The sequence below is a fragment of the Falsibacillus pallidus genome, from assembly GCF_050990905.1.
In the GTDB taxonomy this organism is placed as follows: Bacteria; Bacillota; Bacilli; order Bacillales; family DSM-25281; genus Falsibacillus; species Falsibacillus pallidus_A.
On record NZ_CP158866.1, the window covers coordinates 2,381,167 to 2,402,423 of the forward strand.

The 21,257-nt window shown below is 40.3% G+C and carries 20 protein-coding genes and 1 other RNA gene; 3 read left to right on the plus strand and 18 right to left on the minus strand.

Annotated features, from left to right (window positions below):
* Window positions 1-19 precede the first annotated feature (19 nt).
* From ABTV07_RS12575 to ABTV07_RS12595, 5 genes are all read right to left on the minus strand, one after another.
* Window positions 20-862, minus strand: a complete 843-nt coding sequence (locus ABTV07_RS12575) for a sulfurtransferase (protein WP_433742758.1) — start codon at window positions 860-862, stop codon at window positions 20-22.
* Complete coding sequence (locus tag ABTV07_RS12580) at window positions 859-1,104, minus strand: hypothetical protein (protein WP_433742760.1); 246 nt, start codon at window positions 1,102-1,104, stop codon at window positions 859-861. Before ABTV07_RS12580 ends, ABTV07_RS12575 begins: the two co-directional genes overlap by 4 nt.
* Window positions 1,065-4,691, minus strand: coding sequence for a dynamin family protein (locus tag ABTV07_RS12585; RefSeq protein WP_433742762.1), 3,627 nt, complete (start codon window positions 4,689-4,691; stop codon window positions 1,065-1,067). The genes ABTV07_RS12580 and ABTV07_RS12585 overlap by 40 nt, the downstream gene beginning before the upstream one ends.
* A 339-nt stretch (window positions 4,692-5,030) precedes the next feature.
* Window positions 5,031-5,588: an isoprenylcysteine carboxyl methyltransferase family protein gene (locus ABTV07_RS12590; RefSeq protein WP_433742764.1), complete on the minus strand. Its 558-nt coding sequence runs from the start codon at window positions 5,586-5,588 to the stop codon at window positions 5,031-5,033.
* A gap of 2 nt (window positions 5,589-5,590) precedes the next feature.
* Window positions 5,591-6,676 (minus strand): type III polyketide synthase, encoded by a 1,086-nt coding sequence (locus ABTV07_RS12595; RefSeq protein ID WP_433742765.1) that lies wholly within the window; start codon window positions 6,674-6,676, stop codon window positions 5,591-5,593.
* A 188-nt stretch (window positions 6,677-6,864) separates the two neighbouring features.
* On the opposite strand from ABTV07_RS12595, the gene ABTV07_RS12600 reads away from it, so the two are divergent.
* Window positions 6,865-7,323 carry a chemotaxis protein CheX gene (locus ABTV07_RS12600; RefSeq protein ID WP_433742766.1) on the plus strand — a complete coding sequence of 153 codons (459 nt, stop codon included), beginning with the start codon at window positions 6,865-6,867 and terminating at the stop codon, window positions 7,321-7,323.
* 62 nt (window positions 7,324-7,385) lie between these two features.
* Here ABTV07_RS12600 and ABTV07_RS12605 read toward each other — a convergent pair whose 3' ends face one another.
* From ABTV07_RS12605 to ABTV07_RS12660, 12 genes are all read right to left on the minus strand, one after another.
* Complete coding sequence (locus ABTV07_RS12605; protein WP_433742767.1) at window positions 7,386-8,156, minus strand: SDR family NAD(P)-dependent oxidoreductase; 771 nt, start codon at window positions 8,154-8,156, stop codon at window positions 7,386-7,388.
* A gap of 320 nt (window positions 8,157-8,476) precedes the next feature.
* Window positions 8,477-9,991 (minus strand): carboxypeptidase M32, encoded by a 1,515-nt coding sequence (locus ABTV07_RS12610; protein ID WP_433742769.1) that lies wholly within the window; start codon window positions 9,989-9,991, stop codon window positions 8,477-8,479.
* Window positions 9,992-10,241: 250 nt separating this feature from the next.
* Window positions 10,242-12,173, minus strand: coding sequence for an ATP-dependent DNA helicase (locus ABTV07_RS12615; RefSeq protein ID WP_433742771.1), 1,932 nt, complete (start codon window positions 12,171-12,173; stop codon window positions 10,242-10,244).
* A 144-nt stretch (window positions 12,174-12,317) separates the two neighbouring features.
* On the minus strand, window positions 12,318-12,491 hold the full coding sequence (locus ABTV07_RS12620) for a hypothetical protein (RefSeq protein WP_433742773.1): 174 nt from the start codon (window positions 12,489-12,491) through the stop codon (window positions 12,318-12,320).
* Between the two features lie 67 nt (window positions 12,492-12,558).
* On the minus strand, window positions 12,559-13,725 hold the full coding sequence (locus ABTV07_RS12625) for a THUMP domain-containing class I SAM-dependent RNA methyltransferase (protein ID WP_433742774.1): 1,167 nt from the start codon (window positions 13,723-13,725) through the stop codon (window positions 12,559-12,561).
* Window positions 13,726-13,839: 114 nt separating this feature from the next.
* An RNA gene (rnpB, locus tag ABTV07_RS12630) (RNase P RNA component class B) lies at window positions 13,840-14,224 on the minus strand.
* 74 nt (window positions 14,225-14,298) lie between these two features.
* A complete protein-coding gene (gene gpsB, locus ABTV07_RS12635; protein WP_433742776.1) occupies window positions 14,299-14,601 on the minus strand; it encodes a cell division regulator GpsB in 303 nt (100 codons plus the stop codon).
* 92 nt (window positions 14,602-14,693) lie between these two features.
* Window positions 14,694-15,248, minus strand: coding sequence for a DUF1273 domain-containing protein (locus tag ABTV07_RS12640; protein WP_433742778.1), 555 nt, complete (start codon window positions 15,246-15,248; stop codon window positions 14,694-14,696).
* 261 nt (window positions 15,249-15,509) lie between these two features.
* Entirely contained in the window at window positions 15,510-15,797 is a 288-nt protein-coding gene (locus tag ABTV07_RS12645; protein ID WP_433742779.1) for a CotD family spore coat protein, read from the minus strand.
* A gap of 80 nt (window positions 15,798-15,877) precedes the next feature.
* A complete protein-coding gene (locus tag ABTV07_RS12650; protein ID WP_245948428.1) occupies window positions 15,878-15,973 on the minus strand; it encodes a hypothetical protein in 96 nt (31 codons plus the stop codon).
* Between the two features lie 128 nt (window positions 15,974-16,101).
* On the minus strand, window positions 16,102-17,373 hold the full coding sequence (locus ABTV07_RS12655) for a ribonuclease H-like domain-containing protein (RefSeq protein WP_433742781.1): 1,272 nt from the start codon (window positions 17,371-17,373) through the stop codon (window positions 16,102-16,104).
* A gap of 24 nt (window positions 17,374-17,397) precedes the next feature.
* Entirely contained in the window at window positions 17,398-19,659 is a 2,262-nt protein-coding gene (locus ABTV07_RS12660; protein WP_433751221.1) for a DEAD/DEAH box helicase, read from the minus strand.
* A 149-nt stretch (window positions 19,660-19,808) separates the two neighbouring features.
* Between ABTV07_RS12660 and ABTV07_RS12665 the strand changes: the two genes are divergently transcribed.
* Window positions 19,809-20,288, plus strand: coding sequence for an Hsp20/alpha crystallin family protein (locus ABTV07_RS12665; protein ID WP_433742782.1), 480 nt, complete (start codon window positions 19,809-19,811; stop codon window positions 20,286-20,288).
* A gap of 45 nt (window positions 20,289-20,333) precedes the next feature.
* On the opposite strand, the gene ABTV07_RS12670 is transcribed toward ABTV07_RS12665, so the two are convergent.
* Window positions 20,334-20,822, minus strand: coding sequence for a YppG family protein (locus ABTV07_RS12670; RefSeq protein ID WP_433742784.1), 489 nt, complete (start codon window positions 20,820-20,822; stop codon window positions 20,334-20,336).
* 220 nt (window positions 20,823-21,042) lie between these two features.
* Here ABTV07_RS12670 and yppF point away from each other — a divergent pair, with 220 nt between their 5' ends.
* A complete protein-coding gene (gene yppF, locus ABTV07_RS12675; RefSeq protein WP_433742785.1) occupies window positions 21,043-21,225 on the plus strand; it encodes a YppF family protein in 183 nt (60 codons plus the stop codon).
* Window positions 21,226-21,257 lie beyond the last annotated feature (32 nt).

Genomic DNA, 21,257 nt, shown 5'->3' on the forward strand with positions numbered 1-21,257 from the left:
GAACATTATAACATGTTCATCATTGCGTGCTTATGTTTTCTACAGGATTTTCAGGATAAGATACCCAATCACTGTAGCTGCCGGCATAAAGCTTCACATTTTTATATCCTGCTTCCAAAAGGGAAAGGACATTTGGAGTGGCGGTCACGCCCGATCCGCAATAAACGATGATGCGGGCATCTTCGGGAAACTCTGAAAATCTCTTTTTCTGATCTTCGACCGGCAGCCATTTCCCATTCCGGAAACCTTTTGACCAATCTTTATTCACTGCCCCAGGTATATGTCCTGCAATTTTATCGATTGGCTCCTCTTTCCCTATGTAGCGGGAATATGCCCTGGAATCAATCAATATCGCTTTATTTCTGCCTTCAGATGCTTCTTTTACTTCCTCGTACCCTGCCAGCATATCATTTTTGATCTGAAGTTCGTATTTACTTGCCTCATAGGAGGGAATTGTTTGCTCAACCGGCAGGTCTTCTTCACGCCACAATTTGTATCCCCCATTTAAAATGAAGGCGTCCTTATGGCCCGCGTACTTCAAAAGCCACCAGCACCGTCCGGCAAAAGCCCCGTCTCCACCGTCAGAAATCACGACTTTCATTTCAGGCTCAATCCCCGCCTTCTCAAGCGTTGATTTAAACTCCTCCATTTTCGGCAGTGGATGTCTCCCTCCATGTTCACTTACCGGGGAAGACAAATCCTTTTCCAAATCAAGATAGATTGAACCGGGAATATGACCTTTTTGATATTCCTCCCTGCCTTTTTCAGGACTTCCCAGTGAAAAACGACAGTCAATCAATCGGAGATTTTCCCCTTTTTGCATAAGATTCTTCAATTCTTCTATTTCAATGATGGTTTTCAAAGTTCTCCCTCCTCTGAACGTTTGATCATCAAATCCTCCACTTGCTTTTTTGGAGTCCAGCAGTTAAAAACGTAATCTGGTTTTGTTTCATATCCAAGTCTTTTGCATTGATATTTCATGTGGCCGTTTACCTTAGAAGCTTCAAAATGGATGCAGGATGCGCATACGTGATATGGATTTTTCCCGTTTGCAGCCATCCCTATTAAATCCTTTTCTCCAGGGACATCCTTATTTCTTTCCATTCGCTTACATTAACATCCTGGCTCAAGACTTCTTCCCACGCCTTGTATTGGTCATGACAGTCTTCTTTTACAGAATCCAAAAGAATGCTGAATTCCTGCTTAATGTAATCGCCAAAGGAATGTTCCATTTTGGTCTTTTGTTCATCCAAGTAGTTTTGTGCCGCAGGTTTTAACATACGTTCCAAATCTTCCTGCATCATTGTTTTCTCATTCTTTTCAAAGAATGATTTAGGATTTTTAAAATATTTAAATGTTTTTTCTAAATAGGCAAGATTTTCTTCCTTGAAGGCATCTTCAAACGTCATGCTTTGCACATCCGCAGGCTGATAGAGATTGAAGACCAATTCATTGTTGATCCTCTTCGCTTTGTGCTGTAAATCGTCAAACTGGCTCATCAGCCATTTTTTAGACTTGTTTTCAAGTCTAAGAGCAGTTGCCCTCATTTCTTGAGAAAAATCGAAGCCTAGTGTGGAAACCAAATCTTCCAGAGCGGCCTCAAGCAATTTCCTATCATTTTTTTGAAGGAGCGCAGGGTTGAATGCTTCCTTAAAGAAATCAGAAAATCTGAAAAACACCCTTTGATGAACGTAATGCAAGAGTTCAGATGTCTCTTGTTCAAGTCTCAAGAGAATATCATCACTGTCTGCAGTCGAAAATACATCCATTAAAGCAGCTAAACTTTCTTTCAATGCTCTCTTATTCTTTTCTTTCTCTTCAATTGATTTTTCAGAGCTAAGGATGATCTGATTAACTCTCTCAGCCACTTTTTCTAATTCTCTTTTGGCTGAATCAATGGCCATGGCTGTTAAATCATGTTCCAGGAAGGATTCAAAAGCATGGCTGAATTGTTGAATCTTTGATTGCCCAATGCTGCTTTCCTGCAAGGCGAGCAAGCTTGAAACCCCATATAATCTTGGATTCCTGATTCCGTAAGCAAGAAGTTGATCGTTTACATAGTTTAACACTTCTTCTTTTTCATCTTCTGATTCAGCCAGATCTATGGCATTTACAATAAAGAACATTTTATCCAATTCAAAAGCATCCTTAACACGTCCAAGCTGGATCAGGAATTCCCTGTCTGCTTTTGAAAATGCATGATTGTAGTACGTGACAAAGAGGATTGCGTCCGAGTTCTTTATATATTCGAAGGATACCCCGGTATGGCGTGCATTGATCGAATCTGCCCCAGGTGTATCCACTAAAGTGATCCCCATTCGGGTTAAAGCTGAATCATAGTGCAAATCAATGGATTCCACGAAGCAAGACTGGCGTTCATTGGCTACGAATCCTTTAAAATCTTCCATATCCACAGATAATATTTCTCCGAGGAGGCTGCCATACTGCCCGTATCCGTTTTGGAAAGCATCCAAAAATGACAGATGTACTTTTTCTTTCCCTTCCCCATTATTCCCTTTAAGGATGGTTGGGATTTTTTCAACAGCTTCCTCCAGTGTGGAGCAAGCTGAACCAAACATTTTCAATGACTGTTGAATATCTGCAAGCATATTCTCCTTGGATTTGAAATGTACGACAGCTGTTCCGTGCACATATTCTTCTGTCGGCGGGCAAATTCGATTAATAGAAGCGGTAGTCGGATTAGGTGACACAGGAAGAACTTTTTCACCTAATAGCGCATTAGCAAACGAAGATTTCCCTGCACTGAATGCACCGAATAATGAAATGGTAAAGGCACGATTTCCAAGCCGTTCCGCTTTCTCCATTAATAATCGCGAGGTTTTATCAAAGCCGACCTTTCCTTTGATTGCCGCTGCAGCTCCTCTTAAATTATCTGCCATCTCAGATACAGAAATGTTATTGGATGAAGCTGAAATCAACTTTTCTTCTACATCCTGAGTGCTTTTTCTGTCCGCATCTGTAATGGAAGATTCCTCATCCTCATTATCGGCATTATATATCTCAACGTTTGATGCTGCATTTTCCAATTTGGAAATATACAATTGAAAATCGCTGCCATTGGGTTCAGTACCTTGATTGAAAAAGGCAGTCTTCTCTGCAGTTTCTTCACTGATTTTCATCATCTTCCTAACTGCATCCGCCTTCTCTTTAATTCCTCCCAATTTCATATAAATCCTGTCTTCCTCAGCCTTGCCCAGTTCTGATATAGCCTCTGTAAACATCCCAATGAGATTTACTGATGCTTCTTTTGCTTTCTTCTTTAGTGCATCTGCAATATCGTTCGTATAGTTCAGGACATAATCACCAGTTGCTCCTGCACCTTTTTTCACCATATCCATCAGCAATTGTTCATCGAAAGAGACTTCTATTTTTTGTGCCTGCTGCAAAAGGCTTTGGGCATCCAAAGTCAATGCATTATATTGATCAGTGAATAATTGTCTCAAATGCCATTCCAACTGGGACTGAACCTGCACTTTCAAACTCTCATAAAAAGCAGAAAGGCGCGCTTTTCTTTCTTCTTCTGTCTTTTTCTTCCCAAAGAGGAAGCCCACTTTAAAGTCAGATTGAATAGATTGCAGGTATGCTTCAGCAAGACTCCTTGTTTCAAATGGAAGCAAATAAGCATTTTTCAGGAGAACATCAATCTCTTTTCCGATCGATTTTTTCCAGTTTTCCTGTTTGTCTTTTATTTGGGCCAGCTCAGCCTCTAATCGCCCTTCTTTTTCAAGCATTGTTAAATAATCTGTTTCAGGGATGGAATCGAGTATTTCCTTTAGAGGAGATAACCTTGATTCTTCCTCTGATTTCAGCCACATTTCATGCTCTTCTTTAAGACGGCTAATTGCTGATACAGCTGATTGGTGTACAAATGAGTCTTTTTCCTTCATTTTCTCAGAGATTAAAGATTGGACCTCTTTAAACTGATTAAATGGAACCTGGGCATCTTTCGTTGAAGTAAAAAAGATTCCCTTTGGATGAACATTCCAAGATTCAAAGGAACGGATTACAGAATCCTTGAAATCATGGAAATCAAGCTCTTCCTCCCGATGTTTATCGATTTGATTGACAATCAGATAAAGTTCAGTTCCGTGCTTCAATAATTCCTTTGTATACACAAAGTTCAGTTCAGATTGAACATGATTATAATCCATTACATAAAAAACGATATCTGCTAAATGGATGGCTGATTCTGTTGATAGTCGGTGGGCATCATCAGTCGAATCAACCCCTGGTGTATCCATGACTGTGACACCTTTAGGAATCCTGCTATCGTTCTTTTCAATTTCAATGGATTGAACATCTTCACCATTTTTACAGAATTCCTTGATCTTTTTAAAATCATAGGGTGATGGAAACATAAGAGGGTCCCTGTATCGATAATGCACCATTGCATAATCTTCAGAACCGCTTCTGATTTTTACTAAATTTGCGCTTGTTGGAATGGGGCTGGAAGGAAGGACCTGTTCCCCAAGCAGCTTATTGATCATTGTCGATTTACCAGCAGAAAAATGGCCCGTAAAAGCGGCAATGAATTCGCCCTTGTATATCTTTTGTGACAATAAAAGTGCTTTCTCTGCTCTTTCTATGTCACCATTTTGATTGAATTTTTTATTTAAGACATATACTTCTGACAGCAGCGTCTCTGTTTGGACTTTCGATGCATTCTCCATGACAATAATTGCTCCCTGTAAATTAGTCTACTTTTTTTGATAACGCTTTTATTGTAACGGATTTTTTCGTGTATTCCTATTAAATGCACAAAAAATAAAAACGTTCACTTTAAAAAGTGAACGCGATAATATCCAATTAACCATTGGACACTTATGATTGTGTTTTTGTAACTTTCAGGATGTTCTTTAATACATAAGCCAGTACGAATCCATATATGACAAGGGTAGAAGCGGCAAAAAGCCAATTCATTCCGTTCACCAGCCTTCCAGCTTTAAATGAGATTGATTTTCAAGTTCAATCAAATCGTAACATAAGTGATAATCATTTTCAATCGAAAATCATTTTGATAGCTTCGGAAAAAACCGGTTTTTATGAAGATGACCGCCTAAATGATCATCCGCAAGAATGAGCGCCCTCTCCTCCAATGGAATCCTGATGGACAATATTACAGCATTCAATATAGCGAAAATAATCATTGTGAAATAGGCATTGAACAAGAGCGGTATAATCAAGAGCTCTAACGTTACGATTAGATAGTTAGGATGCTTGATAAACTTATATGGTCCTTTCGTGGTCAGCTTTGCCTCAGGCAGAATAATGATTTTTGTATTCCAGAAGGGACCCAATGATGATATCACCCAAATCCTTGCCGCCTGAGCCAGCAAAAACGCTGTCATAAGGCCCCCCCATAATGGATTCATTCCCCTATCAGCCATCATAACCTCTGCAAAAAGGGCGACGAAAAATAAGGTATGCATTCCTGTCATAAAATAATAATGGAGTTTGCCGAATTCCAAGGCGCCAAGTTGTTTCATTTTCCTCTCATTTTTTTTGGCCAGCAAAAGTTCGGCCAGCCGTTGAAATATGATTAGGATGAAGAATGCTAAAAAAAACATCATTATTCCCACCTCATTAACAACAATTCAGAACTGAAGCCCGGTCCGAGTGCTGCGGCCAAACCGACTTCCCCTGCTCCGATATCTTTTAATAGAAATTCTTTCAATACATATAAAATCGTAGCTGAAGACATATTTCCATATTTTTTTAAAATATTCAAAGGGACCTCTAGCATGGACTCTTCAAATCCCAAAGCTGCTTGATAAGCTTGGAGGACTTTTTTTCCACCTGGATGGGCAATGAAATGTAATATATCCTTCATGTCCATATCATTTTCGTTCAAAAAATCCATAACATTCGGCCGGAGCCAATTCGTCACAATGGAAGGAATGTCTTTTGAGAAGACCACATGGAGCCCGTCATCTTCAATGTCCCATCCCATCACATCCAAGGAATCTTCCATTAATGTGGAGCGGGTCTTTAAAATTGACGGCAGCGGTTTGGTTCCTTTTTGCGGTATTTTACTTTCATCACCGCATACTAATGCACAGGCCACACCATCTGCAAAAAGTGAAGTGCCGACCAGATTGCTTTTCGAATGGTCATTATGCTGAAATGTCAGACTGCAAAGTTCAATGCTCAGGACCAGCACTTTTGCTTTCGGGAAAGCAAGGCAATATTCGAATGCCCTAGAGAGGCCTGAAGCACCCCCAGCGCAACCCAACCCCCATATAGGTATCCTTTTTGTCTGCCGTGAAAACGGAAGAACATTCATGATTCTCGCTTCGATGCTGGGCGTCGACAAACCGGTAGTACAAATTGTATATATCGCATCAATCTCTTCATATGGGACTGCTTCCGCCAAAAATTCATTTGACGACAGACATTTTTGAATAGCCTCTGCTCCCAGCCGTACAGCTTCCTCAATGAAAAAATCATTTTTCTCTGAAAAACGATGGTTCTCTGCAAACCAATCCAGATCCTTTACAAAATACCGCGTTTCGATTTCTCCATTTATGAATACGTTCAATAGCCGGTCCACATTCAGATTCGTTCTAGAAAATAGAGAACCGATAAAACTTTTCGCATCCTTTTGATCGATAATATGTGCAGGCAGCCCAACTTCCACTGATGCGACCTTTGGCATAAAACCCCTCCTCCTTACACGTACTTTAAGGATAGGTTTTCCTTATTTCACATGAGTATTCAGGGCTTTTGACAGGGGATTATCGGTCTATCTTTTCTGATAAGTTTTCAGATTAATGGGAAATTTTTACCCTATTTTCCACCATTCTATGGTATTATATTTTTAGACAAAATACCGGGGGTTTCGACATGACTATTACAAAAGCAGTTACAGATGTCCTGAATTGTACGATCCATTCAATCAAATCGGTCATCCCAATACCGTTGCAAATCTCAAAGCCATCAATGATTTCCAATTCATATTTTCATGAGAGTATTGCAGTATTAATCGGGATGACAGGCGATATAAGAGGAAGGATCATGATCGATGGCCAGGAACATGTTTTTGCTAGGATAGGTTCAGCCATGTTCGGAATGCCTCTTGAAGGCGAAATGCTTGAATCATTTTCCGGTGAACTTGGTAATATGATAGCCGGCCATTTATCGACTCAAGTTTTTCAAGATGGTTTTTCAATGGATATAACACCGCCCACTGTCATGTCAGGAAACTCCAAGGTTTCAGGTTTTGATAAAGCATTCCGGCTTCCGATATTGCTTCAGGATGTGGGGGAGCTCACAATCATTCTAATGGTCGATCAAAATGTATAAATGAAATCATCCTGCAAAAAAAGAACGAAAGGAACCCTTAAATGGGACCTTTCGTTCTTTTTTTAAAATCCATTGATGGTCATTCCACCGTCGACGAATATTGTTTGGCCAGTTATGTATTTGCCTGCATCCGACGCAAGAAAAACAGCAGGTCCAACCAATTCTTCCAGTTCCCCTATCCTCTTCAACGGAGTAACTGCCAGGATATCATTTACATAATCAGGATCCTGAAGAAGCTTTTCAGTCAGCGGAGTCTTGAAATACCAAGGACCGATGGCATTGACATTAATGTTATCACTGCCCCATTCAAAGGCGAGGACCTTTGTCATCTGGATCAAGGCAGCTTTTGTTGCTGCATAAACCACCCCGGTCCTTAAAGCGACAGCCCCCGCTACAGAAGCGATCGTTATGATTTTTCCATCTTTCTGTTCTTTCATGATTTTTCCGGTTTCCTGTGAGACCATGAAGGCGGATTTCAAATTCGTATCCATTATCTTTTGCCATTCATCATCCGTCACGGAGAGTGCATTAGATCGAATATTCATACCCGCATTATTGATAAGGATATCGATTCTTCCCGCTTCTTGAACAACCTGCCCGACTGCATTCTTTACTTCATCTCTTGAAGTAACATCAGTAGGCAGGACGTAGGCTTTTTTTCCAAGGCTTCGAATGGCATCCGCAGTGGATTCCAAGTCCTCAAGCGTCCGTGATAATAGGGCAACATCCGCTCCAGCTTCAGCAAGCCCGATGGCAATTGCCTTCCCAATCCCTCTTCCGGCACCTGTTACCACGGCTGTTTTTCCATCAATACGAAAAGACGGCAAATACATTTAATCCACTCCTTGCTTTCAGAAATTTCTTTCTAATCTTAGCATAGAGTTTTGTGGACTACTATGAATCTGCCTCGTCACTTCTCTTCTTGCCATCCTGTACTTCTATGACAATCTTTTTCTGAGCATAACTTCCGCAGTTTTTACAAATGCCATCTGTTTCAGAAAGTGTACGGCATCTATCACAATAATACTTTTCCATTTTTCTCCCTCTCCTTATCATCCTTCCCACTAGTTTATTGTGATTTGCTTCCACCCGTTCCAAAGGCATTCATGATAAATGAAAAAAGAGAAGCCGCTGCCCCTCTTTTTCATTTCCCTTAAGAAAGTTTATAGATTTCATCATATTTCTGTTTCAGGTAGTTGATCAGATAAGATGCATTCAATCCTTCTCCTGTTGCATCTTTGAGAATTTCAAGCGGTTTTTTCGTCTTCCCGAATTGATGAACATTTTCTGTCATCCATTTTTTAATTGGCTCTAAATCGCCTTTTTCCAAAAGTTCATCGAATTCCGGTATACTTTCATCCATTTTATGCTTTAATTGTGCTGCATACATATAGCCAAGGGCATAGGAAGGGAAATAGCCAAAGCTTCCTCCTGACCAATGGACATCCTGTAAGACTCCTTCACCATCATTTGATGGACGGATACCGAGGTATTGTTCATACTTGTCATTCCAAATACGCGGCAGCTCCTTGACTTCAATTTCATCATTGATGAGAGCTTTTTCAATCTCATATCGAATCATGACATGAAGTGGATAAGTCAATTCGTCTGCCTCAATTCTTATGAGGGATGGTTTAGATTCATTGATGGCCCTGTAAAATTCATCAAGGGATACGCCATCAAATTGTCCATTAGAATAGGTTTTCAATAACTCATAATTTTGAGCCCAAAAAGCTTTATTCCGGCCAACAAAATTCTCATAAAACAATGACTGGGATTCATGGATGCCTGTTGAAGTACCGGTGCATAACGGCGTTCCCACAAGTTCGTTTGAAATATTTTGTTCATATAGCGCGTGTCCGCCTTCATGGATTGTGCCAAAAACAGCGTTTCTCCAATCATTTTCATCATACTTGGTCGTGACCCGTACATCTCCCGGGTTCAAACCGATCATGAACGGATGCACTGTCTCATCCAGTCTGCCTGAATCAAAGTCATAGCCCATTTTTTCAAGAATTTTCAAGCTGAATTCTTTTTGTTTTTCTTTAGGAAAGTGTTCAGAAAGATAGCTCGTTTTCGGTTTATGTTCCGACTCTGAAATTTTTTGCACCAATGGGACGATTTCGCTGCGAAGCTCGCTGAAAACTTCATCAAGTACTTCAACCGTGATGCCTGGCTCATAAAGGTCCAATAAAGTATTGTATTTGTTGCCTTCATATCCCCAGTATCCGATGAATTTTTTATTGAATTCTACGAGTCTCTCCAAATACGGGCGGAAAAGTTCAAAATCAGCATCCTCTTTCGCCTGCTCCCAGACGCTTTCTGCCTTGGAGCATAAAACAATATATTCTTGGAATTCGGCAGCAGGGATTTTTTTGTTGCGGTCATAATCCGCTTTGATTTCCTTTAATGTTTTTTTAGTTACTTCATTCAATTCGTTTTCTAGTGGTGATAATTTTGCTATGTATGCAGCCATTTCTTCGGATACTGACATGGCAAAAGCTTCCGATGAGAGCATCCCGATTACTTCTGAACGCTGTTCTACACCTTTTTTGGGAGCACCTGTCCTTAAGTCCCAATACATCAAACTGATTGCCTCATTATAGGCTTGCATTTTTTTTACGTAGTCTAAAAAGTCTTTTTCTAAGCCAGCAATCGCTGTTGTCATTGTATTTCCCCCTAACAAATGAATAAATCCCTATTTATTTGTCCAGCTCCAGCGCCTAGCCCCTCGAGTCATAAGCCGCACCTCTACGGAAATCAGGATTTCCTTCGAGTTCCGTCTTATGCTGGTCGGCGCTGATCGAGGCGCTTCCGCTTTTCTATACTATCATACTTTTCTGAAAAAAGGAAAAATATACAAAAGGGTAGAATTAAATGCAAAAAAGAACCTCCTATAGTTGGAGGCTCTTTCATAATTATACCGTAGTTGTCTGTGGTGATACCGGTAGCACTGACTGCAGGTTTTCTGCGTAGGATTTTATTTCTTCCGGGCTCATCAATACAGTGATTGAGCCTGAATCCTCAGAGGTTCTGATCAGTCTTCCGATTCCCTGTCTGAATCGAAGCAGCATATATGGAAGATCTACTTGCAGGAACGCATCTTCAGCTCCTTTTCGCTTTGCTTCAAAGACCGGATCCTTTGGCGGGAATGGCAATGAAAACAGAACGACGTTTGATAAAGAGGAACCAGGGATATCCAACCCTTCCCATAAATGATAAGAACACAAGATGCTTTCTTCAACAGATTGAAATTCCTGGACAAGCGTACTGATTTCCTTGTCCCCTTCAAAAAGTATAGGATATTGGAAGCCTTCAAGATCTTTTATTTTTCCCTTGAATGTCTCCAGTTCAGATTTTGAATTAAATAATACAAGCGTTCTTCCATTTGAATGTTCAATGGAAGAGATGGTTTCCTTGATGCGATCATCAAAATTATTGGCCGCAATAAACTCCACTTTCATATTTTCCTCGTATTCAAATGGTGATTCCACTGAGAGTGAGGAGAAAGAGTCGATTCCCAAGCTTTTGCTGATATAAGTGAAGTCCTGGTTATTTGAAAGTGTTGCAGAAGAGAATACAAATGGCAGCTTTTGAGAGAATACTTCTTCCCTTAAAATATCTTCAACAAGTCTCGGCATGATTACAATTGTACTTCCTAAATGAGACTCTTCAAACCATACGATCCCTTTATCGTCTTCAACGAAAAGCTTTAAGGAATAGACTATCTGATCTAAGTATTCTTCAACGATCTTCAAATCGTAGTCATTGATGACGTACATCTCTGCATCTAAAACCAATTCTTCCAAGAGATCGTCAATCATATCTTTCAATCTTGTTGCCTGTTTAAGTACAATCATTCCCTTATTCACTTGCATCCGTTCAGATCCTTCTACCTGAACCAGATTCTCCTTAAGGAGATCGAACCATTCATCATTCAGAGCCAGAACATCTTCAATGATATTCAGTGTTTTTTCCCTTACATCATTGGAGAGCAGTTTCTCCAGTAAATCGTTCAATGTCTGCCAAGTAATGCGGTATGTCAACGCTTTTTGACTGGCAAATTCCAAAAGATGCCCTTCATCAAAAATGATAGAGCTTGCTTCAGGCAGCAATGGCAGTTGTCCTTCTCTGACTCTGGATTCTTTTGTCCAGACATGTTCCATATAAAAATCATGGGAGCAGATTATCAAGTCACCTGATTTACGATAATACTCTCGATTCAGGGTCTGACCGCAACGATGGCGCAAGTCGCAGGAGAAACAATCCTGAAGGGGATCCCACCCGATTTGCGTCCATTCTTCATCTGACAATGCAGAGTAATCCTTGCGGTCGCCGTATACCTCGAATTTGTTCATGGAACCAGGTGAGTGGACGAATTTTGGCAGCTGGTCGAAAACATCATCAAAATGGTCATTATTCGTCTTTTCTAAAACGTTGTTCAATTTTTTCAGGCATAAATATTGTTCTCTTGATTTTGCCAGACGCACATCGATGGACAAATCCAATGCCTTCTCAAGCTTTTGGATATCCCCGCCTTCTTTGACCAGCTGTTCGATCAATGTTTCATCTGCGCAAGCTATGATTGCCGGTTTACCAGTATATCTTGCATAGCAAAGGGCATACAATAAGTAAACCAATGTTTTCCCTGTTCCTACGCCTGCTTCTGCAAAGATAACTTGTTTATTTTTGTAGGCATTCAAAAGCTGAAAAGCCATATAAATCTGTTCGTCTCTTATTTCAAACCCTTTTTCGGGTAAAACATCGTAAAATACATCCCCGATCCAATCGTTCAATTGGTCATAGAAAGATTCTGTTTTGGATAGGGAGAATGGCAGTGTTTTCTTCATTTTGCGCCTCCGTTCATTATTCAATTGCCAATAAGCAATAATTTCTACTTTACCTGAGAATCAATGAAATTTCCATATGAAAGTTTTCACAAAAGAAAACGCAGGAGCTTGCTGCACCTGCGTTTCTTTATTTTTCCTATAGAACTAAAAAGCCGATTTTTGTTCACTGATGCTATATGAAAATGCATTCTTCAGTTCCAATTCAGCCTGTGACAATTGATCCAATGCACTTTTGTTTGCATTAGAGCTTATCAGCAATTCATAGGTTTGCTCAATCGCCTTTGATATCTTTACGAAATCATCTATCGACGAATGCATGTGTGCCACTCCCAACGTTATAGACATTAATGAAATCTTTAGGAAGTTTACGCACAAAATGGAATATTTATTCCACAGCCTGTCCATGATCTTGCTCTTTTTTTCTTGGAGGTCTTGGCCCCCAGTATTGATAATAGTCTGTTCTGATAAAGCCATTGAAGAGTTTTCTCTTTTTGGTCGCCGGTTTCCCGTAGCAGGCTTCGAAGTTCTCATTGGAAGTCAGCATATAAATGGACCAAGTATCGAGTTTACTGAATGCCTCTCCCATCTCACGATACATCTTCTCCACCTCTGGCTTATCACCAAGGCGCTCGCCATAAGGAGGATTGCCTGCAATCACACCATATTTTTTCTCACTGGTGAAATCCTTTACCTGCATCTGTTTGAATTGAATAATATCGCCTAATCCCGCTTCAAATGCATTTTCCTTTGATATGTTAATCATTCTGTGATCGATATCTGTACCCATTATATCCAGTTCACGATCATACTCAGCTAAATCTTCACTCTCTATTCGAGCTTCATCCCATACCTTTTGCCCGATCCACGGCCATTGTTCAGAAATAAATTCCCTGTTAAAGCCCGGGGCAATATTTTGTCCGATCAAAGCAGCTTCGATTGGAAGAGTGCCTGAACCACAGTAAGGATCAACAAATGGGCGGTCCGGCGTCCAGCTTGTCAATTGTATCATGGCAGCTGCAAGCGTTTCTTTGATCGGTGCTTCTCCTTGACCCGTCCTGTAGCCGCGGCGGTGCAGGCCTGCCCCGCTTGCGTCAATCGTGATGGTGGCAGTATCTTTCAACAAAGATACTTCAATTTTAAATAAAGGGCCGGTTTCTTCAAGCCAGGAATTACGTTTATAATGACTTTTTAATTTTTCAGCAATTGCTTTCTTCACAATTGCTTGACAGTCAGAAACACTGAATAGTTTTGATTTCACTGATTTCCCTTGTACGGGAAACTCTGCATCAACAGGAAGGAAATCCTGCCAGTTCAGTGCTTTTGTCCTCTCAAACAATTCGTCAAATGTATACGCCTTAAATTCCCCTACCTTAATCTTTACACGGTCTGCCGTCCTCAGCCATAAATTAGAACGTGCAATGGCTGTTTCGTCTCCCTGGTATGTAATCCTTCCATTCTCAACAGTACAATCATATCCTAAATTCTTCACTTCATTTGCTACTATGGATTCAAGTCCCATTGCAGCTGTCGCAATAAGAGAATATTTCGCCATACTTTCACCCTTTTCCGATCTATTTTTAAACAACTGTAAATCTCAGCTTATATATGATAAAAGCTCTCCTTTATTAGAAGGAGAGCTTACGTAATAAAAGTATCATTATCAACGTCCTGTAAGCCATGTTCTGTACCTTTGTACTCCTGGCGACTATCGTCTCGTACTTAGGTGGTAATCATCTATCTACAAATGCAATGCACTTGTCCTTCCCTTCGTTCAATTCCTCCAGGAAGATGCCCCTACCATAATTTGGGTTTCTCGCTCGTGGGGTTTACCTCGTTCCACCCTTATGATTTCTCATAAGGCTCCGTCACTGTGGCACTTTCAAAGTATTCACACCATATCTTGCGACTTAGGTGTTTTCCCTGCCGTCAACCCAGACTTAACCAGGCTGCCCTAGCTTATGAATTCACTAGGCACGAACACTACAGGCATCTCAGCACTGTGCGAGCATGGACTTTCCTCTACAGCAAAGCTGCAGCGATTACCTGAACGTCAATAACGTTTCATACAATGACCAATTATAGGCCATTCACGAAGCTAAATCAACTGGAAATTTTATTTTCCCAATCAATCGTACAGCTTGCTGCCAAAAACATGCTTTTCCAGGTTGGAAAGGCGCTTCAAAATATCAAAATTGGTTGTACCAGCTGCCTGTTGAACTGGCTGGCGGCGTGAAGAATCATCCACCTGTTTTTTCAAGCGCATATTTTCCTGTTGAAGCTCTTCAATAGTTTGATGGAAAGTCTCATAATCTTTTATGACCAGATCAAGAAACTTATCTACATCTTCAGGTTTATACCCTCTCATTGCTTGTTTGAATTCTTTTTCTAAAATATCTTTTGCAGTCAATTTAATTTTATCTGATAACATGCATTACACCATCCTATCATTACCCATTATAATTAATTTTTTCAAATACAACTGTTTTTGTCAATTTTCTTGGATGTATATTTTGTGAACATTCACTGATTTTCCCACTGTTCATCTTCTATTATCGTTTGCAATTCATAAAAATCAATGGTTCGAATTGGAAAATCCCGCACTTCCTGATATTTTTCGGCTAATTCCAAAATGAATTTTGGCGACCCTTCTTTCTCAGGATCATATAGTGCAAGGAGTCCATCGCTCTTATGTAAAAAAATCCGATCTCTGTTCCTGAACTGATCAGGATTTGTATAAGGCTGATTTGAAATGGTGCCAAGGAAGTCAGCCTGTGAAGTCACCAGTTCATAATATTCCTTTTGAGGTTCTTTCCATTTGGAATGCTGATCGATGAATGGCGTCAATACTGCAAGTTGTATATCATAGTTTTCTTCCTTTAATTCAAGGACCATCTCGGCTGCCCAGAGTTCAACTCCCTGCTGGCCGGAAACCAGAACCCATTCCAATCCTTCTTCCGCTTTTCGTTTGATTTCCTTCTTCAATGCTTTTTTTATTATTCTGACAGCAGGGTCATCATTATTAAATATTCCCAGCTCAAAAGGTTTATATCCCGTAACCATGAGAACTTGAGTCATTATCGCTGCTCCTTTGCCATGATATTAATTCAAAATAAAAACCGCTGTTGATTTCCGTTCAAGACTTCGCTTTCCGAGGGCGGCGGCAAGCCTCCTCGTCGCTGCGCTCCTGCGGGGTCTCGCCTACCCCGCTTTTCCCACCGGAGTCTGCGTCTTGCACTCCAATCAACAGCTGGAAATCAGCTGAAACAATTATAATCTTTATCAAAATAAAAATAAAAAAACAAGGGCTAGCGATTTAGCCCTTGCAGCCGTTTCTGATTATCTTCCGTATCCGTAAGGACCCATTTGTTGTCCCATTGGTCCCATAGGAGCCATTGGAGCCGGGCCAGGTCCAGAGCAATTGAATTGTTGGTTGGATACTTGATTTACCATAGATTGTGTTTGAGGGAAATAGTGTTTATGCTGGTACATTGTATGGTTTACAGTAGTTGTATGTGACGGATGAATATGTGGTACTTCCACTGTTGAAAAAGTATGGTTTACGCAGCATTTCGTAGGATGAACAATCGCAGGAAGTACATGTGGTGGTCTGCAATACATGGTCATATCTCCTTCCTTTTTTATATTTCTTACACTAACAAAATATGTAAAGGGAAGGGAACATGTACTAATACAAATACCTATTTTTACAGCATTGTATAAAAACTATCCCTCATGTTGGTGAGAACAAATGCCATGATGAATACAACAACGAAAAACAGAAAAAAGATTGTTCGATACATTTTAATCAGCCCTATCCTTAAATCTTCAATACATTTCAATATTTTACAGGTTTCGACATTTTGGCACAATAGGTTTGGGCGTTAAAGAAATATTTCAAACATTAAATTTTGTTAACAAAACTGGATTTTCATTCCTCATCGTTCTTTTTTATCTTTTTTTGAAGTCGATCCACTCTTTTTTGAAGGGATTCTATTTTTTTTGCTGTGATTTTCTTGTGATCCTTATTTTTCAAAGCTGTATCCATAGCAGAATGGGTAAACTCAAGAGCCGGCTTTAGACGGCGAAATTGATGTTCTTCTATTTTCGCCAATTCAATCATGGATTCCATCTGTATCCATATATCACTTTCCTTTGATGCTTCAAGCCATAGCTCATATGCTTTTAGATAATTCTTTTCCCTTTTATAATAGAAGGCTAAATGAAACTTAGCTTCTCCGGCAGAAGCAGCCTGCTTTTTAGAAGCTTCTTTTAAGGAAACAAATGCTTTTTCCTTATTACCGACATAATCAAACCATTTTCCGACATTCAGTGCTTCTTGATCGGACCTTTTTGGGTCAGCATTTAAAATCTGAAAGGACAAATGGATATATAGGGATACAAGGGATAAAATATCTTTTTCATTATGAATCAGGATCTTTATCAATCCTTCTGGGTCTTTTCTTTCTACAAAATCGAAATAGATCATGGGGGCAAGGAAGCCTGGGACGTCATCGACGCGATGGAAGTCCAGGATTTCTTTTTCAACGTCCGTCAATTTGACTCTGTCAAGTTTGTGCTTCCACATCCTTCTTGAGGCATGGAATAGATCGAAATGTCCGAAAGAAGGAAGCTTTGGAACATGTTCCCTGATCAAAGTATGCCTCGTTTTAACCTGCGGCCAGTCAAACGCCTTCCCATTGTAGGTGACAAGTGTTGTGTAATCGACTTTTTCCAGAAAGCTTTGATATAGAGGGATTTCGTCCCCAGGCTGCGGCAGGATGTGCTGTTTTAAAACAAGTTCCTTTCCTTCCACTCTGGCATACCCCAAAAGAAAAATAGTGTTTCCAGCCCCGCCTCCAAGGCCTGTGGTTTCCGTATCAAAGAAGAATAAATCCGAAGCATCATGGCCGAATGAAGATAAAGGATGTCCCTCTCCAAAATCATTCCACAGATTGACAGCAGTGAACAAGTCTTTAAATGGGTACTTCCCATGTTTTGTCTCCAAAGAATATCTTTCTTCCCGGATCAAACAATAGCTACCATCGAAATAGTATGGAATGACGTTCACTTTTTCCCATTGATCCATAAAGGGGATATCCTTTTCATTGGATTCTTTTTGTTCCTCCACTAAAGGAGGATTTCCTTTCTCTTCTTTTACAATATGATGCTTCATGCGATTCAATTTATTTTTTAGGGACATTCATCACACCTCTTATCCAAAACGTCATGCACCGAGCAGTTTTAATAGCTCAAGTGCATCGTTTTTCGATGATAAAGTTTCAGTGCCGATGCACGAAGGACAGCCGTTATTGCATGGACAGCCGGTAATCAGCTTTTTGCATTCACGGAGGATTACATCTACTTGTTCAAATACCTTTTTACTGAGCCCTATACCGCCTGGATAATGGTCATAAATGAATATGGTAGGAAGTTCATTATGTTCGGCCTTCACTTGCGGTACAACTTGAAAATCTTGTGGATCACACATGACAAAAAGCGGGATGATCGCTTTCATGGAATGTGCAAGCCCGATAAGACCCTGTTCAATTTCTTTTGAAGATCGCTGCTTCTGTTCATTTTTTATTGAGAGCCAGCAAGAATTCGTATGAAGCTCCTCTTCCGGGAGATGTATAGGTCCTGAACCGATATTTTCATGTGTATCAAACTTTATCTTTTTAAATATGGTTGCCATGGCTCTTACCGATACATCCCCATAGCCCGATATTATTTCGGAGAGTTCTTTTTGCTCATCAACTTCTAGCACCTGAAGGGAGACAGCTAAATTAGCATCGGTAAAGTAGTCTACATCCACTTCTTTCACATATGCTTTTTTCTCTTCCCAATCCAACTCCTCGACTTGAAATTGAGTTCCTTGATGAAGATAGATCGCTTCATCGTGCAGCAGCGTCATTGCGCTGAATCGATCCATTTCCCCGATTACTTTCGTCTGAGAGGGAATGCTATAGTCAATGATGATCACATTTTCCTGTGAAGCTGAACGCAGACTGATGTTATGGGCTGGGAATGCATCATTCATCCAATGATATTTACTCCCATTTTGATGTAAGATCCTTTCCTCGACAAGGAATTCCAAGACCTCGTCAATTTCGGTGCTTCCGAATAGGTCACCACTTTTAAAAGGCAATTCATAGGCTGCACATTTAATATGATCAATCAAAATGATTAAATTGTCCGGATTGATTCTGGCAACTTCAGGTGATTGATTAAAAAAGTATTCCGGATGTTCGATGATATATTGATCGAGCGGTGTGGAGCTTGCGACCATAATGACCAGTGATTCCCCATGCCTTCTTCCTGCCCTTCCAGCCTGCTGCCAGGCACTTGCGATCGTTCCGGGATATCCTGTCATGATACAGACTTGAAGCTGGCCGATATCGACTCCAAGCTCAAGAGCGTTGGTACTAACCACTCCGTAAATTTCTCCATTCCTCAGGCCTTTTTCAATTTCCCTTCGTTGAGTGGGCAAGTACCCTCCTCGATAGCCCCGAATTGATTTGGGACCGAGTTCATTTTTCACAAGTTCTTTCAGATACGTAAGAATGATTTCCACACGCACCCTGCTCCTGGCGAAAACAATGGTCTGAATTTTATTCTTTAATAAGTCTCCCGCAAGACTGCGAACCTCAAGGGTTGCACTCTTCCTTATATTCAACGGTTTATTCACAATAGGCGGATTATAAAAAACAAAATGTTTTTTTCCGCTCGGAGCCCCATTGTTGTCGACAAGTTCCATCGATTCTCCTGTCAGCTCCTGTGCGAGTTCCAATGGATTCGCAATGGTTGCGGAAGTACAGATGAATTGCGGATCACTGCCATAATAAGCACAGATCCTTTTCAATCTCCTAATGACATTAGCTACGTGGCTGCCAAAAACCCCGCGGTAAGTATGAAGTTCATCAATTACGATATATTTCAAGTTTTCAAACAGAGATACCCATTTCGTATGATGCGGTAAAATAGCAGAATGAAGCATATCAGGATTCGTAATGACAATATGCCCTGCTTTTCTTACTTTTTGACGAATATTCGCAGGTGTATCGCCGTCATATGTATAGCTGTTAATGGATAGCCCCGACTCCTGGATCAATTCATTCAGCTCACTTTTTTGATCTTGGGCGAGAGCCTTTGTAGGAAATATATATAGCGCCCTTGACTGCTCTGAATCCAGTATGGATTGCAGCACAGGAAGATTGTAGCAAAGAGTCTTCCCTGATGCAGTGGGAGTGATGGCAACAAAACTTTTCCCTTGCGATGCAATATTATAGGCAGATGTTTGATGAGTATATAATTCTTCAATCCCCCGTTTATTCAAAGCATTTTTTATGGATGGATGAATATCCGAAGGGATCGGATCGGTCTTTGCCTCTTTTTCCTCCATTGTATGCCAATGAACGATTCGTTCGATATATTGGGAGTCTCCTTTTAAATAATCAATGATATCTGTCAGATTTTTCTTCCTTAACATTCGATTCACCTCATTATCCTTCTATTTTATCGAATATTTGTTCGTTTATAAAGAGGTAAACATTATGAAATTCGATGTTTCCTTCCATAGGCACTTTCTATAGTCGATTTCATATAATGAAACGAATGATACTGAAAGGAGTTCAAGTGATGCCTCAAAAACCGAATGATGGACTGCCTCCAAAAAAGACACAACCCGTGCATTTTGGAGAAGTGATGGATTCCATGAATGAACTGTTCAGAGAGAAGCCGCTTAAAGGGATTCTCGAGAGCATTGATGACTTCTTTTCAGCCCCTTTTCCTTCCGATCATAACAGCCTGAATGTTGAATGGGCAGAAACAGATGATTCTGTAATCGTCACTTCCAAACTTCCAGGAGTAAAAAAAGAGCAAATATTCATTAACATCTTCCCTCAATATCTCACACTGGCTGTGCAGGATTCAGAAACTCTTGCAAAAGAGGATCAAAACCAGGGGACATTCTTTAAAAAACATTCCATGCAAAGATCATCAAGGACTATCCAGCTCCCTTCTATTGTAAATGAAAAGAATGCAAAAGCGACTTATGAAGATGGACTGCTCGTCATTAAAATTCCGAAGCTCAAAGGGAAGCGGCTTCAAATTGATTAAATAAAAAGAGGCTGAAAATTTGCTTTCAGCCTCTTTTTATCTTTATTATATCTTGAACATTCCGCCGAGCCCCTTGACCATCGACGAAACTTGATTCACTGCACTCATCATCTGGCCGGCTGTATTCATCATTTTATTAAAATCGATATTTCCGTCTTGTCCCTTGAACGAATTCATGACAGAACTCATTGGAGACCCTTGTGGTTTTTGAAGAAAACTCGCTTTGGGATATGGGTTGGCATAGCCTTGGCTTTGCTGTTGAAGGTTCATTTCCGGTTCCGGCGGCTGAAGAGGATTTTGAAAAATTTGTGATGACTGCTGATAAGGAAAATAGGCGCTTTGCCCGTATGGATTGGCGCTGTTTCCTTGCTGGGTGAAAGGAAGGCTCCCTGGTCCATATTGTGGATGAGGCATCATATATGGTCCTTGCCCCGGATACAGTGGAGCGGGTGGCTGCTGATAAGGGTTCCTCCCTTGATTCAACATTTGCGGCTTGCCGGATGAATCCCATTGTAAACCATTTATTCTCCTCACTTGACTACCTCCTAAAACATAACTGTGTGATAGTAGTCTATGCAGTACTGAAAAAATGGTGAAATGTCCCATTAAGATGCACTCGAATCTCCAGAAATCAGAAGGTTTTACCAGATATGTCGACTAGCGTTGGATATTGTCGGAAGTTAAATAATTCTTAAAATAAGGAAAAAAACGTTTTCATGTTACCATAAAAAAAAGAAGGTAGGGAGGCATTAATATGAATGTTCAAGAATTAAAACAAAGGTTTGAACAGAAGCGAGCATTTGCCACTGAGGATTTGAATGAACTTTTGGTTTTTGCCAAAAAAGCTTATCTTTACAACGAACTATCTGCTTATGAATACAAAAAAATTGTAGAGGAACTTGAATCTGCATACGGAACGGAACATATTAAAAATTAAAATACTCACTGATTGATAGTACTTAGGGGATG

What these genes read in the sequence shown, in the direction of transcription:
- ABTV07_RS12590 (WP_433742764.1), bottom strand. Translation starts at nt 5,588, where the DNA reads ATGTTTTTTTTAGCATTCTTCATCCTAATCATATTTCAACGGCTGGCC.
- ABTV07_RS12655 (WP_433742781.1), bottom strand. Translation starts at nt 17,373, where the DNA reads ATGTCCCTAAAAAATAAATTGAATCGCATGAAGCATCATATTGTAAAA.
- ABTV07_RS12585 (WP_433742762.1), bottom strand. Translation starts at nt 4,691, where the DNA reads ATGGAGAATGCATCGAAAGTCCAAACAGAGACGCTGCTGTCAGAAGTA.
- ABTV07_RS12615 (WP_433742771.1), bottom strand. Translation starts at nt 12,173, where the DNA reads ATGAAGAAAACACTGCCATTCTCCCTATCCAAAACAGAATCTTTCTAT.
- ABTV07_RS12640 (WP_433742778.1), bottom strand. Translation starts at nt 15,248, where the DNA reads ATGACTCAAGTTCTCATGGTTACGGGATATAAACCTTTTGAGCTGGGA.
- ABTV07_RS12645 (WP_433742779.1), bottom strand. Translation starts at nt 15,797, where the DNA reads ATGACCATGTATTGCAGACCACCACATGTACTTCCTGCGATTGTTCAT.
- ABTV07_RS12660 (WP_433751221.1), bottom strand. Translation starts at nt 19,659, where the DNA reads ATGTTAAGGAAGAAAAATCTGACAGATATCATTGATTATTTAAAAGGA.
- ABTV07_RS12665 (WP_433742782.1), top strand. Translation starts at nt 19,809, where the DNA reads ATGCCTCAAAAACCGAATGATGGACTGCCTCCAAAAAAGACACAACCC.
- yppF (WP_433742785.1), top strand. Translation starts at nt 21,043, where the DNA reads ATGAATGTTCAAGAATTAAAACAAAGGTTTGAACAGAAGCGAGCATTT.
- ABTV07_RS12625 (WP_433742774.1), bottom strand. Translation starts at nt 13,725, where the DNA reads ATGGCGAAATATTCTCTTATTGCGACAGCTGCAATGGGACTTGAATCC.
- ABTV07_RS12600 (WP_433742766.1), top strand. Translation starts at nt 6,865, where the DNA reads ATGACTATTACAAAAGCAGTTACAGATGTCCTGAATTGTACGATCCAT.
- ABTV07_RS12620 (WP_433742773.1), bottom strand. Translation starts at nt 12,491, where the DNA reads ATGCATTCGTCGATAGATGATTTCGTAAAGATATCAAAGGCGATTGAG.
- ABTV07_RS12595 (WP_433742765.1), bottom strand. Translation starts at nt 6,676, where the DNA reads ATGCCAAAGGTCGCATCAGTGGAAGTTGGGCTGCCTGCACATATTATC.
- gpsB (WP_433742776.1), bottom strand. Translation starts at nt 14,601, where the DNA reads ATGTTATCAGATAAAATTAAATTGACTGCAAAAGATATTTTAGAAAAA.
- ABTV07_RS12610 (WP_433742769.1), bottom strand. Translation starts at nt 9,991, where the DNA reads ATGACAACAGCGATTGCTGGCTTAGAAAAAGACTTTTTAGACTACGTA.
- ABTV07_RS12650 (WP_245948428.1), bottom strand. Translation starts at nt 15,973, where the DNA reads ATGTATCGAACAATCTTTTTTCTGTTTTTCGTTGTTGTATTCATCATG.
- ABTV07_RS12580 (WP_433742760.1), bottom strand. Translation starts at nt 1,104, where the DNA reads ATGGAAAGAAATAAGGATGTCCCTGGAGAAAAGGATTTAATAGGGATG.
- ABTV07_RS12605 (WP_433742767.1), bottom strand. Translation starts at nt 8,156, where the DNA reads ATGTATTTGCCGTCTTTTCGTATTGATGGAAAAACAGCCGTGGTAACA.